The 14,231-nt window shown below is 29.6% G+C and carries 18 protein-coding genes; 6 read left to right on the top strand and 12 right to left on the bottom strand.

The genetic code is table 11. The annotated features are described in order from the left end of the window. Positions 1-75: 75 nt before the first annotated feature. The 4 genes from H1R17_RS03660 to H1R17_RS03645 form a co-directional block, all read right to left on the bottom strand. On the bottom strand, positions 76-636 hold the full coding sequence (locus tag H1R17_RS03660) for a Crp/Fnr family transcriptional regulator (RefSeq protein ID WP_163431394.1): 561 nt from the start codon (positions 634-636) through the stop codon (positions 76-78). A 147-nt stretch (positions 637-783) separates the two neighbouring features. Next, entirely contained in the window at positions 784-1,905 is a 1,122-nt protein-coding gene (locus H1R17_RS03655; protein ID WP_163431393.1) for a hypothetical protein, read from the bottom strand. A 605-nt stretch (positions 1,906-2,510) separates the two neighbouring features. Beyond that, the gene (locus tag H1R17_RS03650; RefSeq protein WP_181729250.1) at positions 2,511-3,014 is read right to left on the bottom strand and encodes a GNAT family N-acetyltransferase; all 504 of its coding nucleotides are present in this window, start codon (positions 3,012-3,014) and stop codon (positions 2,511-2,513) included. Between the two features lie 137 nt (positions 3,015-3,151). Then, the gene (locus tag H1R17_RS03645) at positions 3,152-3,691 is read right to left on the bottom strand and encodes a hypothetical protein (RefSeq protein WP_163431392.1); all 540 of its coding nucleotides are present in this window, start codon (positions 3,689-3,691) and stop codon (positions 3,152-3,154) included. A gap of 296 nt (positions 3,692-3,987) precedes the next feature. Here H1R17_RS03645 and H1R17_RS03640 point away from each other — a divergent pair, with 296 nt between their 5' ends. From H1R17_RS03640 to H1R17_RS03630, 3 genes are read left to right on the top strand one after another with little or no spacing between them, the layout of a single operon-like run. Further along, the gene (locus tag H1R17_RS03640; RefSeq protein ID WP_163431391.1) at positions 3,988-4,452 is read left to right on the top strand and encodes a hypothetical protein; all 465 of its coding nucleotides are present in this window, start codon (positions 3,988-3,990) and stop codon (positions 4,450-4,452) included. A gap of 52 nt (positions 4,453-4,504) precedes the next feature. Beyond that, positions 4,505-6,028 (top strand): bifunctional GNAT family N-acetyltransferase/carbon-nitrogen hydrolase family protein, encoded by a 1,524-nt coding sequence (locus H1R17_RS03635; protein ID WP_163431390.1) that lies wholly within the window; start codon positions 4,505-4,507, stop codon positions 6,026-6,028. Beyond that, the gene (locus H1R17_RS03630; protein WP_163431389.1) at positions 6,029-6,787 is read left to right on the top strand and encodes an NAD(P)H-binding protein; all 759 of its coding nucleotides are present in this window, start codon (positions 6,029-6,031) and stop codon (positions 6,785-6,787) included. It begins immediately after the preceding gene. 19 nt (positions 6,788-6,806) lie between these two features. Here H1R17_RS03630 and H1R17_RS03625 read toward each other — a convergent pair whose 3' ends face one another. Both H1R17_RS03625 and H1R17_RS03620 read right to left on the bottom strand, forming a co-directional pair. Next, positions 6,807-7,130 (bottom strand): single-stranded DNA-binding protein, encoded by a 324-nt coding sequence (locus H1R17_RS03625; protein WP_163431388.1) that lies wholly within the window; start codon positions 7,128-7,130, stop codon positions 6,807-6,809. Between the two features lie 117 nt (positions 7,131-7,247). Next, positions 7,248-7,439 carry a DUF4177 domain-containing protein gene (locus H1R17_RS03620; RefSeq protein WP_163431387.1) on the bottom strand — a complete coding sequence of 64 codons (192 nt, stop codon included), beginning with the start codon at positions 7,437-7,439 and terminating at the stop codon, positions 7,248-7,250. 126 nt (positions 7,440-7,565) lie between these two features. On the opposite strand from H1R17_RS03620, the gene H1R17_RS03615 reads away from it, so the two are divergent. Genes H1R17_RS03615 through H1R17_RS03605 form a run of 3 tightly spaced genes read left to right on the top strand, consistent with a single transcriptional unit; the run spans position 7,566 to position 8,870 of the window. Further along, on the top strand, positions 7,566-8,024 hold the full coding sequence (locus H1R17_RS03615; protein ID WP_163431386.1) for an ABC transporter permease: 459 nt from the start codon (positions 7,566-7,568) through the stop codon (positions 8,022-8,024). Between the two features lies 1 nt (position 8,025). Next, a complete protein-coding gene (locus H1R17_RS03610; protein ID WP_163431385.1) occupies positions 8,026-8,502 on the top strand; it encodes a hypothetical protein in 477 nt (158 codons plus the stop codon). A gap of 20 nt (positions 8,503-8,522) precedes the next feature. Further along, positions 8,523-8,870, top strand: coding sequence for a hypothetical protein (locus tag H1R17_RS03605; protein WP_163431384.1), 348 nt, complete (start codon positions 8,523-8,525; stop codon positions 8,868-8,870). A 32-nt stretch (positions 8,871-8,902) separates the two neighbouring features. Here H1R17_RS03605 and H1R17_RS03600 read toward each other — a convergent pair whose 3' ends face one another. The 6 genes from H1R17_RS03600 to H1R17_RS03575 form a co-directional block, all read right to left on the bottom strand. Next, positions 8,903-9,271, bottom strand: a complete 369-nt coding sequence (locus H1R17_RS03600) for a hypothetical protein (protein WP_163431383.1) — start codon at positions 9,269-9,271, stop codon at positions 8,903-8,905. A 278-nt stretch (positions 9,272-9,549) separates the two neighbouring features. Next, entirely contained in the window at positions 9,550-10,293 is a 744-nt protein-coding gene (locus H1R17_RS03595; protein WP_163431382.1) for a DUF2185 domain-containing protein, read from the bottom strand. 77 nt (positions 10,294-10,370) lie between these two features. Next, entirely contained in the window at positions 10,371-10,748 is a 378-nt protein-coding gene (locus tag H1R17_RS03590; protein ID WP_163431381.1) for a hypothetical protein, read from the bottom strand. Positions 10,749-10,993: 245 nt separating this feature from the next. Then, on the bottom strand, positions 10,994-11,395 hold the full coding sequence (locus tag H1R17_RS03585) for a hypothetical protein (RefSeq protein WP_163431380.1): 402 nt from the start codon (positions 11,393-11,395) through the stop codon (positions 10,994-10,996). A gap of 25 nt (positions 11,396-11,420) precedes the next feature. Continuing rightward, entirely contained in the window at positions 11,421-12,143 is a 723-nt protein-coding gene (locus H1R17_RS03580; protein ID WP_163431379.1) for an MBL fold metallo-hydrolase, read from the bottom strand. Between the two features lie 191 nt (positions 12,144-12,334). Beyond that, complete coding sequence (locus tag H1R17_RS03575) at positions 12,335-14,206, bottom strand: TonB-dependent siderophore receptor (protein ID WP_163431378.1); 1,872 nt, start codon at positions 14,204-14,206, stop codon at positions 12,335-12,337. Positions 14,207-14,231 lie beyond the last annotated feature (25 nt).

The raw sequence follows: 14,231 nt of genomic DNA, 5'->3' as shown, positions 1-14,231 counted from the left end.
TTTTTTTATTTAAAAAACGATGTAAAAATAGAAAGAACCCACAAGAAGAAATTTATCCTATGATAAATAATGCGATTATTTTATTTTTCGAATTCTACTTAAACTTACTTGTGTAATGCTAAGGTAAGAAGCAATATGTTTTAAGGGAACTCTTTGAATAAGACTAGGCGAAATCTCCATTAATTCGTCATAACGCTCTTTAGCTGATTTCATTTTGGCCGAGATTAATCTGCTTTCAATTTTTAAAAGTTCTTTTTCGGCTAAACGTCTTCCCCAATTGGCAATGTGAATATCTTCTTGAAACAGCTTACGCAATACTTCAATATTCAATTCATACAACTCACAGTTTTCTATCAATTCAATATTTTCGTATCCTTTTTTACCTTCAACATAACTTTTCATAGACAATATAGTAGCCGCTTCTTCGCCAAACCAAAAGGTAATGTCTTGTTCTACAAAAGGTGCAAACGCACGCACAACCCCTTTTTTAATAAAGTAAATGTTTTGTTCAACACAATTTGCCTGCATTAATAGATGATTCTTAGTAAAATGTATTTCTGAAATATGCTTTTTTAACTGCTCTTTTGAAGTTATAGGCATTTCATAAATTTGATCAAGAATGATATCTATTGTCATTTAATATTAAAGTTTTTACTAAGATACTGTTTATTGTGTTTGGATTAGTGATATATGTTAGCCTTAAGCAATTATAAAAAAGTGCAAATGCATTATTTACTTTTTAAACTTAACGATTCGATGTAAAATGTGGTTAAAGTTTGGTTGTTAGCTGTAATAGTTTTTTTTCAGTACTTTTTTCACTATATAAAAACTTAGAACAATTAATATTCCAGAAATTATACCTGTTAAATATCCCATTTTAAGTACATCAATTTTTACTACATAAACAATTCCTATTTGAAAAATAACAACAGCTAAAATTAAATATAAAACCTCTTTAATGGATATTTTTTCAAACGGAGCATTTGTCATTTTTTGCTTATACAATGCTTTAATATCCTTTTTAAATAACAATACTATAAGAAGTGTATCAATAATAAATTGACATATGTTATTCCAAAACAAAACATTAGGTTTTAAAGATATTAATGTTAAAGGAATTGAAATAAAGTATAAAATAATAAATACTATTCTCATCCAATTTTTTCTTTTTAACAAAAAGTATCCCATTACTCCAAAAATAAATAAAGTAATGTAATTCGTTATTTGAATATAAAAAGGTCTGTTTAAAAAGATATTAGAAGTTATCATATTTGAAACTCCCAAAAAAATATGTAATAGGACAAGAAAAAAAATGATTCGATTTTTTCCTAAAGATTTTGAATAAATTTTGTCATCGACTACCTCAATATTTTCATGTTTTACTTTGTTAATTGGTTTAGGCTTACCTGATTTATATTTGTATTTTATTGATTTTACATTTGGCTCTATTGAAAAGATATCATCACCACAAGTTTGATAAATTACACTCATAATTAATTCATCATCCGTTAAACCAGCAAATTCTTGAGGTAAAGCCTTTCCTTCGTTTATCTGAACATCACCTTCTGAGATATATTTTTCTCTTATAAGCTTTTTATTTTCATAATATTCAAAATAATACTGACTAGAAGTGTCTCCATAAATAAATTTGGAAAATTTTTGTCCTATTTCGGATAGGGCTGAAAAATCTTCTCCAAAAAACGGAATGTTGGCTCCCATTGTAATGAGGGTTCCATTCTTTAATTGAGTAAAGAATATTTCATCATCTTCTATGTTATTTGAAATAGCTTCTTCAAAACAATTTTCTTCAATTGGTCCTTCTATATTTATATTCAGTTTGTCAGTAATTTCTCTTAAATCATTAATTTTTGCACTAATTGCAATTCCAATAGTATTAATGCCCATTTTAGATTATGTTTTTATAATTGATGCAACTAATGTTTCATCGTAATATCGTTTTGTACGTTGCTGTCTAATTTAATCATGTGCTTATCAAATTCTACAAATTCTGAATTTTCATCATTTACTTCTTCGATAAGTTTTTCTTTTTAAAAAAGCTTTTTCTAAGTTCTAGTGTAATTCTAGCTCCCAACATTCATAGGGAGGTTCAACTTTAAATGATGAATCAAAATAGAAATGTAAATAATCAGTTGCTCTTTTTTCTGCATATTTTGCATTTATTACATTCCCTTTTTCATCAAGCTCAATAACATTTGTAAATATTGCATAAACTTGTTCTATTGCACTTGGTTCCTCTCCCTAAAAAGATAAGTAATCAATACCTTCAAGTGTATTTTGTGTACCACTAGCCAAAAAATATGAAAACTTTCTTAATGCACTAGAAAAAGAATTACTAAGTTTCATTTATAATAATTCTTTAATTTTTTAGGACATCGTCCTAAAAAATTAAAGATAATACAATTTCATTAAAGCGTTACTATGGCTTGTTTCATATCGTGGTATAATAAAACAGTCCAATGGTTTTGTTTTGTTTGTTGTTCTGTAAAAATCTAGGCAATTCTTTTACCCAATATTTTTAAACCCTTTTCTTCTCCGTCAAGTAAAGCAATATTTGGAAGGGTTGCCCAATCTTCAAAACCAAAGTGATGAAAAAGTTTTAAACTAGGTTCATTATGAGAAAAAATAAAGGCTAGTAAGGTTTTTACACCAAAGCTTGGTGCTTTTTCTATACAATAAGCAATAATTTGCTTACCAAGTCCTTTTCCTCTTTGTGAAACATCTAAATAAATGCTTATTTCTACTGTTGCATCATATGCAGCACGACCATAAAACGATTGAAAACTAACCCAACCAATAATTTCATTTTCAGTATTTTCTATTACCCAAAGTGGACGATTTGTTGCGTTATGATCATGAAACCAATTCATTTTACTTTCAATAGATACAGGTTCAAGGTCTGCTGTAACCATTCTTGATGCAATAACCGAGTTATAAATAGATACAATGTTTTTTAAATCAGTAATGGTTGCATTTCTATAAGTTATATCTAACATTGTATTCTTTTTTTGCAAAGATACTTGTTTTAAGCTTGGCAAAAGGAGATGGTTTTAGGTTTTAACTTCAATATTGGTAATCTTGAACTTGTTTCAAGATCTCACAAGTGAATTTTTTAGAATGCTAAATTAAAATCTTAATTATTAGGTATTTTAAACAATAACATTAAAGCATAAATTTGTAAAATAGTTTGTATAATATTAACTACTGTAATAATCGGGTTTTGTGTTATATTAATAATCATTATAGGCAATGTAATTAACCCAAAAATCATAAAAATCAATAAAACATATTTCATCCAATCATAACCTTTACTTACTAAATATCCCATTGCCACAATTATTGCTAAAACCAAAAATGCTATGAAAATTCCAAAAAAATTACTTAAAATATCTGGGCTTAATATCATGTTTATAATACCTAATGCCGCCGATATATACATAAGTTGAGCCGCTTTTGTATGGTTTGGATGAATAATGACTTCAGAAGCTTTGTTCTTGTTATCAACTAACAATAATATACTTTGGGCTTCTTCTTCGGTAAACACTCTTCCTCTTGTTTTAAGTATTTCAAATGCATATAAACTTGCTTCGGGTACAAACCTGTTCCCTTTTTTTATGTATTCTTCAAGTTCAGTATTGGTTTTGGTTTCTAAAACACTTTTTCTTACGCTCATAATTGTTAATTCAGTAAGTATTAATTTTTATTGCGAATATATGTTTTAAGCTTGATATAATGGTGTAAGTTTTATGTTGAATGTTCTATGTTTTAGGTTCAATCATTATCATCTTGAATTTGTTTCAAGATCTCACAAGTGAATTTTTTAGAATACGAAGCTGAGATCGGAGATTCAACGTAGTTAAACAAATTCAGTTTCACAAAAAAATAAAGAATCAACCAATAATAAATCAAACCTTATTTGTTTTTCATATCTCTATAAATACTTACATTTATACAGCTTAAATTTTTGCTATGTACGGTTATTTACTTGTTTTACATTCTTATATGCGTTGGTTAGTGGTTATTTTGCTAGTTGGCGCGCTTATTTTTTCATTTATAAATAAAAAAAAGCAGGCTATATATACCATAAGACATTACAAAGCATTTAATTTTGTAAAACATTGCTTTAATATTCAGTTTATTATAGGTTTGGTGCTACTAGTTCAAAGCCCTTTAGTACGTATTTTTTGGAAACAAATAGTACAAGCAGTAAAGTGGCGCGAAATACGTTTTTTTGGTTTAGAACATCCCTTTATGATGATTTTAAGCATTGTATTACTCAATCTTTTTACTCACAAAAGCAAAACAAAACTTAATACTACCAAAGGTTTTGTGTATTTGTTTACGGTATATTGTATTATTTTGTTTCTTTTATTTGTTTCGGTTCCGTGGTCGTTTTCTCCGTTTACATCCCGACCAAATTTTAGATTCTTTTAAGCTAATAATCGTTCTTTTTTTATAAATTCATACAAAATTTAATCAGCAATTCATGCAAATTAATAAAGTAGAGCTTAGAAATCTAGAAATAGAAGATTATATCGAGTTAAAAAATTCAATGCTGCAAGCATATGAAGAAGGAGTAGAGGATCCGTATTGGAAAAAGGAAGAAATTCGTCGCTTATTAAAAGTTTTTCCCGAAGGTCAAATTGTTATTGTGGTAGATGATGTTGTGGTGGGCGCGGCTTTATCGCTTATTGTTGATGAAAGCTTGGCTTTAAGTAATCATAAGTACAACGATATTGTTACCGATAGTAAATTTAATGCACACAACCCCGATGGCGATGTTTTATATGGTATTGATGTGTTTATACATCCTAATTACCGTGGTTTGCGTTTGGGTCGCCGTTTATACGATGGTAGAAAAGAGTTATGTGAACAGTTAAATTTAAAGTCGATTATATTTGCGGGGCGCATACCTAATTATCACAATTTTTCGAAAGATCTTACCCCAAAACAGTATTTAGATAAGGTAAAAACAAAAGAAATTCACGATCCTGTAATTTCTTTTCAAGTAAATAATGATTTTCACATCAAACGTTTATTAAGAAATTACCTAGAAGGCGATCATGACTCAAGAGATTATGCTGTTTTGTTAGAATGGAACAATATTTCGTACGAAAAATCGCCGGTATTAATCAATGCCAAGAAAAGTGTGGTGCGTTTGGGGTTAATTCAGTGGCAAATGCGTCCGTTAAACAATTTAGAAGAGTTTTTTGATCAGGCCGAATTCTTTATTGATGCGGTTTCGGGTTATGAAAGCGATTTTGCTACCTTTCCCGAGCTTTTTGTGGCACCTTTAATGGCAGATTATAATCATTTATCCGAATCTGAAGCTATAAGAGAGCTTGCCAAATATACAGACACCATTCACAAACGTTTTCAAGAACTTGCCATACAATACAACATCAATATCATTACAGGTAGCATGCCTTATTTAGAAGAGGGTACGTTATTTAACGTAGGTTTTCTGTGTAAGCGTGATGGATCGTCAGAAATGTATCGAAAAATACACATTACACCTAATGAGCGACTATATTGGGGTATGCAAGGCGGCGATGTAATTCAAACTTTTGATACCGATTGTGGTAAAATTGGTATTATTATTTGTTACGATGTAGAATTTCCTGAATTGCCCCGAATTATGAGCGAAGATGGTATGGAAATTTTGTTTGTGCCGTATTTAACTGATACGCAGAATGGATATACTCGTGTTCGCAGCTGTGCGCAAGCGCGTGCCATAGAAAATGAATGTTATGTGGCAATAACGGGTTGTGTTGGTAATTTACCAAAGGTTAATAATATGGATATACAATATGGGCAGGCAGCCGTTTTTACTCCGTCGGATTTTGCATTTCCAAACAACGGAGTTAAAGCAGAAGCTACTCCAAATACCGAAATGACACTGATTGTTGATGTGGATTTAACCGCCCTAAAAGAATTACACGAATTAGGAAGCGTGCGCATTAAAAAAGACCGTCGTTTAGATTTATACAAACTTAGAAAACTTAAATAATTGAAAAATATTGCTTTATTAGGTGCTGGTTGGTTGGGTACATCGTTAGCAAAACAGTTACAAGAAACGTATTTTGTAAAAGTATCAACAAGATCGTTAGAAAAGCAAGTAAAACTGCAACAACAAGGTTTGAAGACTTTTATTGTTGATTTAGATGCAGATGATACTCATACTAATGATGCCTTTTTTATAAATGTTGATGTGCTTATAGTATCATTAACACCGCAATCTATAGAAGTTTTTAAAAAGTTGATTGCTTTGGTTGAAAAACACGCTATTAAAAACGTGTTGTTGTTTAGTTCAATTGGTGTTTATGCTGGTTTAAAAGGAGCTGTTACTGAAACTTCTGCATTAAATACAGAAAACCCAAAAGTAGCTTTATTAAAAAGTATCGAAGATATGTTTTTAAGCAACAACCATTTTAATACAATTGTTTTACGTTTGGGAGGATTAATAGGTAATGACCGGCATCCGGTATTTCATTTAGCCAAGAAAAATGTTATTGAAGATGGCAACGAACCTGTTAATTTAATTGATAAAGATGCTATTATTGAAATAATTAATACGTTATTATTAATGCCTTTTACATCAACAGTTTTAAATGTGATTAATGATAATCATACTACAAAAGAAGTTTTTTATACCCAAGCAGCAAAACAGTTAAACCTAACATTACCTGCATTTAAATACAATGAAATCCCACATAATAAAATAGTATCCAATGAAAAACTACAACGTTTTTTAAACAATAAAAGCTGACATCGTCAGCTTTTATTGTTTAGAAGAAAAGAACTTCATGTGCTACAATTTCTGTAATGGTACGTTTTATCTTATCCTTATCTTCATAAGTTCTGTATGTAATTTTACCTTCAATGGCTATTTCTTTGCCTTTTTCAACATACTTTTGAATTATTTCTGCTGTTTTGCCCCAAGCTACTATATTATGCCATTGGGTTGATTCTACTTTTTCGTTTTTATCATTATAATAAAAATCGTTAGTGGCTAATGAGAAACTAACTTTGTTTCCGTTGTCAAAATTTTTTGTTTCTGGTGTGTTGCCAACTCTACCAATTAAACGAACGCTGTTTCTTAATGTACTCATGGCTTATAAATTTTTAAATGATTAATTATTATGATACAAATGTAAAATGGTTGTCAAATTATAATCGGTTGTTAATCGTTTAAAGTCGATTATAAACATTTGTTGTCGGTTAAGATGCTATATTTCCCGTTTAAAAGTATAATGAAATGAGAAAGATGTACCACTAACACCTAAATCTTGTACATTGACTAATTCCCAACCTTCTGCACCTAATTTGTTCAAAATAGTATCAATTTCGTTAGTATCATAATTTAAACTCCAGCTTCCTTTTGAATCTATTTTAATGGTTTTGTATTCAAATTGTTTCATTTTAGTATTTTATTTATTTTAAATAAAGTTACGTTATTTTTTATACGTAAAATAAAAATACAAATTAAGTTTACAACCAATAAGCACTTATAAAAATTAAAGTATACATTTGAAAAAAAATACAAAATGGTTCAATCAAAGCTAAGTACTACCGCCTATTTTTATAGTTTATTAATTTTAAGTTTTCCTATATTAACTGTTGTTTTAGTGCGTAAATTTCTAGAAATGTTTCAAGATAATTGGCATTGGGGTTTAACTGTATTTTTAATTTTCTGTGGCTTAGTTAGTTTGTTCATTATTATTTGGGGCTTTTTTATTGAGATGAATATGCGTATGGGTATTGTATCGGTAGATAGTGAAAATGTAATGATGAAACAATTGTTAGGTTTTGGTACAAAACACTCTTTTAAAACACAAGAAATTGATGGTTTTGTAATTCGTGATTTTAAACAACGCGGACAATATCATGAATATTGCTATCTAATAAAAGATAAAAAAGCGGTATTAATGTTTTCTAGTTTGTATTACAAGAATTACATGGAAGTGCGTGCTGAAATTCAAAAACACATAAAACAATTAAAATAATATGAACAAAAAGCAAAAACAAACCTCATTAGAACGTATTGTTGATGGCATTGTTTTTATAAGTTTGCTTGTTTTTTATTTCATTATTTGGCGCTACAACAGAAAAAATAATGTAGATATCCCTGTACATTTTAATATACAAGGTACTGCCGATGCATTTGCAAGCCCAGAGCACTTATATGGTTTAGCCGCTTTAAATACAGTATTAATTGCAGGCTTATATCTTTTAAAATGCAAAAACATATCTTTAAATTTTGGACAAGAGGTTACCCCGACTAATAAAGATGCTGTTATGCAAGTAATGCGCCAAACATTATCGCTTTTTGCTTTAAGTATTGTGGTTATTTTTGGTATTATTCTATATGAAACAATTACTTACGATAGTAACAATACTGCTTATTCTTTTATTTTGATATTTGTTAGTATTAAAGTGCCTATTGTTTTTTACTTTCTTAAAACGCAAAATATTAAACAGTAATTTGTATATTTAAAATAAAAATGACCAAAATTTGTTTAGAATGCGGTGAAAAAATCGTTGGTCGTGAAGATAAGAAGTTTTGTAACGATGCTTGCCGCAATACCTACAATAATAAACGTAATAAAGATACTACCAACTTAATTCGGAACACACATAATAGTTTGCGAAAGAATTATCGTATTTTATTGGATAATAATACAGAAGGAAAAACAAAAATCAGTAGAAAAAAATTAAAAGATTTAGGGTTTGATTTTTCTTTAATAACATCTATCTACACTACTAAAACAAACAACACCTATTATTTTATTTATGATCAAGGTTACATGCCTTTAGATGACGATTGGTATATTTTAGTAAAGAAAAACTGAAAATTGAAAAAATATAATAGATAAACGCTTTTTTATTTTAAACGTACAAAATAACAATAAGAAGGAATGCTAAATTTTTGAATTCCGTAGCCGTTGGTAGATGGAAAAGAAGAATACAGTTCCATTTGGTTGTTTTCTACATCAATTGATTTAACAATACCACAATGCCCCCAAGTTTCTGTCCAAAACTGTACAAAATCACCTGCTAAAACATCTTCCTTTTCTATAGACGTACCAACCCCTTTTGCTATTAAAGCATAATGCACTCCTTGGGGTATAGGTGAGTTGTTTTTTATTAAATTTTGAATATTTTGCTTGGTAATAATGCGTATTCTTTGCTTATCTGTAGGGTTTATATCTACAAATTTCTGAAGAATGGCAATAACTAATTCGGTACACACTGCTTTTTCATAAGTTGATGAAATAGTAGGACCCCATTTTTCAACCGCGTTAACAATTTCTTTATTTTTTTAGGAATTGATACTATAATAGGTTGTTTTACCTGTTTTTCGGGTACAACTGTGTTTTTTTGCTGGCAACCAGCGCAAACACCACTTAATAATAATATGTAAATTTTATAGTTCATTTAGATAAAACTGTATAAAAAAGAATGGACTAACACTAGTTTAAGGTTAAAAAAAGGATTATTTTTTTCAAAATATGTAAAGTAGTGCGTAGGTTATTCTTTATAACTTATTTTTTTCCATGTTTCTAAAGCCCATTCTAAATCCTTTTCATTATCAAAGTAAAAAAAGTTTTGCAAAACAGTATTGTCTGCAATGGTAAAAGCACATATTAAATGATACTCAAGATCTCTTTGGGCATCATACTCTTTAATATGATACCCTATTTTTAATAAATGGTCTTGTTTAAGTTGGTATCTTTTAATAATATCTATTTCTAACCCTCTCTTGCTTATTTCTTGTTCTTTTTCTTCACAAATTGCTTCTTTTTGTTTACCAGCGTAGTTTAAAAGGGTTAATCTTACCGTTTTATCGCCGGTTGTAAACATTAAATCATTTCCTTCGGGTTTTTTAATAAATAAATTGTTAAGAAGTAACGTCCATTCGTTTGTAAGTTGATGTTCTACCATAAAATCATCTTCTAACGGATAATCAATTACCTCAATCCATTCATTATTTGTTGTTTTTTCCCAAACACTTCCAATTCCTTTATATAATAATAAATGAGCAATGGTTTCATCTATCTTTAGAATTGTTTTTGGATCGTAAATACCAAAATTGTTTGGGTTTTCTGAATATTCATCTGATTCAAAACCCGAAAAGATACGCCATCCGCTATCATTTTCATTAGAAGGCTTTTCTCTAAAAATAAAATTTGGTTTATAGTTTTCTTCTGTAACCATTTTAGATGACATGACAGCACCTATGTTTGGAAAATCGTTTATTTGAAAATTTCTCATAGCATATTGGCTTACTAATTTGTAGCGTTGTTTTGTTGGTTAATAAAAGTACATGGTAAATATAATTTTCGCTTTTATTACTCAATATTAGGTATCGATACTTTTAAATGGGTTTTAGTTTCAAAATTTGCAATCCACTTTTTACCGTATTTTTGTTGCATTTTTAGGTTATTGGCAGTGTTAATTACTTTTACACTATCAATTAGTTTAGAGGTAACCTCACAATAAGCAACTCTTTTTAAGTTAAAGCCATATTTTTGTGTAATAAGGGTATCTCTATCTTCAATATAGTCAATAGGCGCTAATTCACCGTACAATAGAAATGTAGGCAAGGGTTCTTGCTTGTGTATTTTTGTTTTGTTAGTATGAGTTAACGCTTCTTTATTATAAGTATCCGTTTTATTACTACAAGAAAAAAAAGATAGGGTTGCAAAACAAAATAAAACCATTTTCATTCTTATAAAGTTTATAACATGGTGTATAACAGTATTAAAGGTATGAAAAATAAATTGTTTGGGATGGAATTACTTTAAAAAATGATGAATTTATACTTGTTGTTTTTTGGAAATTAATAACATAATTGAAGTAAACTATTAGTAAGTTTTAAAGTGAGACAAAGTCTCTTAGGAAAGATTACTATATAATACTTTAAACGATTATTGATTATTTTAAGATATTATTAGTGTATTTTATTGCTTTATTAAGCAATGTATGTTGGTTTAAAATCAAAAGTTTTAAATATTTCTTCAATATTAATTTTACTATTCTTTGGTAAGTTTATTGTTGCTATATTTCCAAAATCAATTTGCCAAAATCCTCCAATTTTAGATATTTCTTCGCCTAATAATTCGTATTCTTCTATTTTAAATTGCGAGCTCAGCAAAAATTTATATGTTACAAAATCAGATTCTTTTATGATTTTTACAATCTCGTGAAATCCTTCATCATTTATTTTAGTTTCAAATTCAACTCCAAGTGATAATCGACAATCAATGATTTCATCTTCAATTGTTCTAAATATATTATTAGAGATTTCTTCTACAATTATAGTTGTTGATGTATTTTCTGTTTGATTATATATTTGGATTTCCTTATTTTTCATAAGAACTAAAGATAATACAATTTCATTAAAACGTTACCATAGCTTGTTTCATATCGTGGTATAATAAAACAGTCCAATGGTTTTGTTTTGCTTGTTGCTCCCAAATTTTACGTAATTCCATGGCTTTATGTCCGTCATAATCGGTTTTAAAAGCAATGTGGCGCTTTAAATGTCCGTAAGTAGGTAAGTTATCGGCACCATAAAAAACAGTTTCGTTGTTTTCATTTATCCAAAAAACTTGATGGTAAGGTGTATGTCCTCCTGTAACTTCAAATGTAATTTCAGAAGATAATGAACCTGCATCGTCTGTCATCCACTCTACATTTGGCAATGTTGCTAAAGCACTTAAAAGTTGATTATCGTAAGACAAACTTTCGGTTTTTTCTAAAGCATATTCAAACTCTCTTTTTTGAATGTAAATGGTTGCCTTAGGAAAATTCTGAATAAAAACATCGTTTTTAAAATAACCTAGTCCATCAGTATGATCTTTATGTAAATGCGAAAGTAAAATTTTAGTAATGGATGATGGATCAACATTGTTTTCAATCAATCTTTTTATAATAATGGGTTGATTATCCTCAATAAAACCTAAACCAACATCTAACAAAATTACATCGTTTGCAGTAGTAATTAAAAAAGGTTGAATAGCAAGTTGAATGGCTACCTCAGCATCATTTGGAACTAAATAACGAAAGTTTTTGGCTTTATCAACTTTAAAATTTCCTTGTTTAATTACTTTAATTTCCATTCTTAGCAGGTTGTTTTATGTGTAGAAATAAATGTTTTACAAACAAAAAGGGTATAAAATAACAAAAGTACCTGCCATAAAGAAAACAGATACTTTTGCTTAACCAAAAAAAACACTTATGAAATCCAAATGTACGAAAAAATAAATACCGTACAACTTAATCTACATTAAGTTTATGTGTTAAAATTATCTTAATTATTAAAGTTAAGTTTATAAGTTGCACCTAATTGTATCCAACGACTTGGCATTGGTACTGCAGCAACTTCTTTATAAGTACTATTAAATAAATTAGTGCCTTGTAAATAGGTTTCTATTTTATTAAACTGATACATTAGTTTTAAATCAGACACAAAATATCCTTTGTTTAGCTCTCTTTTAACGTAACGATTTTGAAACTGCACACCAAAGTTATTATACTTATAATGTAAACCAACAATGGCTTGATGTTTTAAACTTTCGATTGAGTATTTTGATAATACCCCAGAAACATCTTCTTTCTTAGGACTTAAATACTGGTAACTTAATGTATAGGCTAATGTTTGATTTGCTGCCACTTGTATATCTTGATTATAACGTACATTGAACCCTTTTATGTTATGATTTCCTAAATTTTGCGGTTGATAAGGAACATCGGCAGAAACTCTTGTCCAATCAATAAAATCAGAAATATTACGTTGAAAAGCACTTACAACCAAACGTTTGTTGTTTTTGTTATAATGCACGCCCAATTCATACTGCCAAGCTGCTTCTGGCTTTAAATTTGGATTTCCAATGTTACCTGGTCTTTGATTTAAATACAAATCTGTAAACGACGGAATGCGCTGACTACTGCCTACACTTGCTTGTAATTTCCAATCGGTATGAAACCAATAAGCAACATCAGCACCAGGATACCATTGAAAACCATAATCGGTATTGTAATTCCAATAAGCTCCTACATTAACTACTAATTTATCGTAAAAAGTATTTTTGTATTCTGCAAACCATCCGTGATTTTTACGATCATGCGCTCCTAAATTAGAACTATTAATATCTTCTAATCGCATTTCGTATCCAACACCAAAATCACCAAAATCGGTTGTGTAACTTCCATTCAATTCAAACATAAAAGCGTTAGAATAATGTAAAGAACGCGCTTTGCTTAAATCGTTTCTATAAAATCGATAATCGTCTTCATTGTAACGATTGCTAATTCTGGGCTTAATGGTTAATTTATCGGTTATTCTATGAGTACTTCCTACACTTAACAATAAGGTTTCAACCAACTCATACGATTCTTTATCATGTGGCGCCGCGTAATATCCGTTTGCACCAAATTCGTTGTTAATATAACCACCCATCCACTGTATTGCATTGGCATCGTTTACATTAAAATTACCTTGATACATTGCTTTTAAATTGTCTGATGCCGTGTTGTATCGTTGACCATTGTAATCTTCTTTACCAATACTTAATAAATGACTTGTTTTACCTGTATTTACACCAGCTGTTGCTTGCACACCACCGCCCGCATACATACCAGAACCATCACCAGCTTCTTTATCTTTAAACGAACTACCTGCATAAGCATGTATTTGTATAAAATTATCGATACTTGCTTTGGTTACAATATTTACAGCACCTGTTAAAGCATTAATACCGTAAACGCGCGCAGCTGGGCCTTTTAAAACTTCAATACGCTCTATAGCTTCTAACGGAATGGGTAAATTCATGGAATGATGTGCCGTTTGAGCATCGCTCATTTTAACACCGTTCCATAAAACCATAGTTTGTTCAAAAGATCCTCCGTCAATACTAATATCTGCTTGAGAACCAAACGGACCTCTTTGACGAATATCTACACCACTTACATAAGCAAGAATCTCATTTAAGGAAGATACCGGTAACTTTTTAATATCTTCTTTGGTAATAACTTGTGTATTACGGGTTGATTGTTGAAAAGGAATTTGCAATCGGTTTTCATTGATGATAATTTCATCCATTACTTCTTCAGATGGATCTACCTGCGCAACGGATACCATAGGAATAAATAGTGTTGCTAAGAAAAGGTATTTGTTTTTCATTATTTAAATCGTTCATTAAAAATCG

It is taken from the genome of Flavobacterium sp. xlx-214 (assembly GCF_013874595.1).
Lineage (GTDB): Bacteria > Bacteroidota > Bacteroidia > Flavobacteriales > Flavobacteriaceae > Flavobacterium.
This window is presented reverse-complemented; position numbering and strand designations above follow the sequence as displayed.

What these genes read in the sequence shown, in the direction of transcription:
- H1R17_RS03660 (WP_163431394.1), bottom strand. Translation starts at nt 636, where the DNA reads ATGACAATAGATATCATTCTTGATCAAATTTATGAAATGCCTATAACT.
- H1R17_RS03655 (WP_163431393.1), bottom strand. Translation starts at nt 1,905, where the DNA reads ATGGGCATTAATACTATTGGAATTGCAATTAGTGCAAAAATTAATGAT.
- H1R17_RS03650 (WP_181729250.1), bottom strand. Translation starts at nt 3,014, where the DNA reads ATGTTAGATATAACTTATAGAAATGCAACCATTACTGATTTAAAAAAC.
- H1R17_RS03645 (WP_163431392.1), bottom strand. Translation starts at nt 3,691, where the DNA reads ATGAGCGTAAGAAAAAGTGTTTTAGAAACCAAAACCAATACTGAACTT.
- H1R17_RS03640 (WP_163431391.1), top strand. Translation starts at nt 3,988, where the DNA reads ATGTACGGTTATTTACTTGTTTTACATTCTTATATGCGTTGGTTAGTG.
- H1R17_RS03635 (WP_163431390.1), top strand. Translation starts at nt 4,505, where the DNA reads ATGCAAATTAATAAAGTAGAGCTTAGAAATCTAGAAATAGAAGATTAT.
- H1R17_RS03625 (WP_163431388.1), bottom strand. Translation starts at nt 7,130, where the DNA reads ATGAGTACATTAAGAAACAGCGTTCGTTTAATTGGTAGAGTTGGCAAC.
- H1R17_RS03620 (WP_163431387.1), bottom strand. Translation starts at nt 7,439, where the DNA reads ATGAAACAATTTGAATACAAAACCATTAAAATAGATTCAAAAGGAAGC.
- H1R17_RS03615 (WP_163431386.1), top strand. Translation starts at nt 7,566, where the DNA reads ATGGTTCAATCAAAGCTAAGTACTACCGCCTATTTTTATAGTTTATTA.
- H1R17_RS03610 (WP_163431385.1), top strand. Translation starts at nt 8,026, where the DNA reads ATGAACAAAAAGCAAAAACAAACCTCATTAGAACGTATTGTTGATGGC.
- H1R17_RS03605 (WP_163431384.1), top strand. Translation starts at nt 8,523, where the DNA reads ATGACCAAAATTTGTTTAGAATGCGGTGAAAAAATCGTTGGTCGTGAA.
- H1R17_RS03595 (WP_163431382.1), bottom strand. Translation starts at nt 10,293, where the DNA reads ATGAGAAATTTTCAAATAAACGATTTTCCAAACATAGGTGCTGTCATG.
- H1R17_RS03590 (WP_163431381.1), bottom strand. Translation starts at nt 10,748, where the DNA reads ATGAAAATGGTTTTATTTTGTTTTGCAACCCTATCTTTTTTTTCTTGT.
- H1R17_RS03585 (WP_163431380.1), bottom strand. Translation starts at nt 11,395, where the DNA reads ATGAAAAATAAGGAAATCCAAATATATAATCAAACAGAAAATACATCA.
- H1R17_RS03580 (WP_163431379.1), bottom strand. Translation starts at nt 12,143, where the DNA reads ATGGAAATTAAAGTAATTAAACAAGGAAATTTTAAAGTTGATAAAGCC.
- H1R17_RS03575 (WP_163431378.1), bottom strand. Translation starts at nt 14,206, where the DNA reads ATGAAAAACAAATACCTTTTCTTAGCAACACTATTTATTCCTATGGTA.